The sequence below is a fragment of the Corallococcus carmarthensis genome (assembly GCF_003611695.1).
GTDB classification, from domain to species: domain Bacteria; phylum Myxococcota; class Myxococcia; order Myxococcales; family Myxococcaceae; genus Corallococcus; species Corallococcus carmarthensis.
The window spans coordinates 1-1,553 of sequence record NZ_RAWE01000445.1 but is presented as its reverse complement, the minus strand read 5'-3'; the positions used below and the strand labels follow the sequence as shown (position 1 = coordinate 1,553).

General features: G+C 71.3%; 1 protein-coding gene. It reads right to left on the bottom strand.

All coding sequences use genetic code 11. The features are described 5' to 3' along the window. The coding region (locus D7X32_RS44335; protein ID WP_147450533.1) for a fatty acyl-AMP ligase at positions 1-1,553 on the bottom strand (1,553 nt) is incomplete at both ends.

Here is a 1,553-nt window from a genome sequence, read left to right as displayed (position 1 = left end):
GCGTGCCGCTGCACCTTGCCGCTGGACGTCTTCGGCAGACTGCCCGGCTCGATGAGCACCACCGCGTGCGCCTGCACTTCGTGCGACTCCGCCAGCCGCTGACGGATGGCCCCCACCGCCGCGTCCGCCACCTCGAACTTCTGGCGCAGGTCCCCCAACCGCCGCACGTCGATCTCCTGCACCACGACCGCGCGCTCCTCGCCCCCCACCTCCACCGCGAACACCGCGACGCCCCCAGGCCGAAGAATAGGGTGCGCCGTCTCTACCGTTGCCTCCAGGTCCTGCGGGTAGTGGTTGCGGCCCCGCAGGATGATGAGGTCCTTGCGCCGCCCGGTCACGTACAGCTCGCCCTCCGGACGCAGGAACCCCAGGTCCCCCGTGCGCAGGTACGGCCCGCCGTCCTCCCGAGCGATGCGCGCCTGGAATGTCTCCCGCGTCGCGTCCTCACGGCCCCAGTACCCCTGGGCCACGCTCGGTCCCGACACCCAGACTTCGCCCACCTCACCGGGCGCGCGCCGCTCCAGCGTCTCTGGATCCACGATGGCGATTCGCTGCTCCGCCAGCGTCCGGCCACACCCCACCAGCGTGCGCGCCCCGGGCTCCACCGCCCCCATTTCCTCCGCGCGGTGCCGCTCCAACGCACCGCCCGAAATCGTCACCGACACCGGCTGCGCCGACTTCTCGCCTCCGGAGACGATGAGCGTCCCTTCCGCCAGCCCGTAGCACGGGTAGAACGCCTCGCGCCGGAAGCCGCTCGGACCGAACGCCTCCACGAAGCGCTCCAGCGTCTCCGGGCGAATCGGCTCCGCGCCGCAGAAGGCGACCTCCCACCGGCTCAAGTCCAGCGCCTGCCGCTGCTCCGGCGTGCTCTTTCGCACGCACAAGTCGAACGCGAAGTTGGGCCCGCCGCTGATGGTGCCCCCGAAGCGCGACACCGCCTCCAGCCACGCCATGGGCCGCTTGAGGAACGCCATCGGTGACATCAGCGCCACCGGGAACCCTCCGTGCAGCGGCTCCAGGATGCCGCCGATGAGTCCCATGTCGTGGTACGGCGGCAGCCAGATGACGCCCACGCTGTCCGCCCGCGCTCCGAACGCACCGTGGATGAGCGACAGGTTGTGCAGCAGGTTGCCGTGCGTGAGCATCACGCCCTTGGGCGTGCCCGTGCTCCCGGACGTGTACTGAAGGAACGCGAGCGACTCCGCGCCCAGGCCCTCCGGTGCCACCCAGTCCTGCTCGCCGCCTTCCGGCAACGTGTCCGTCGCCATCCAGTGCAGCGCGCGGAAGTCCGGCGCCTGCTCGAAGACGAAGTCCGACAGCCCCAGGATGCCCGACGTGGTGAGCACCACCGACGCCCGCGCGTCCTGGATGATGGCGCGCAGGCGGGGCAAGGTGCGCTCCAGCCGCATCGGGTCCGGCGGGTACGCCGGCACCGCCACCGCGCCCGCGTACAGACAGCCGAAGAAGCCCGCGATGTAGTCCAGCCCCGGCGGGTACAGCAGCAGCACGCGCTCGCCTTGCGCGCCGTGCTCACGCAGCGCCGAAGCAATCCT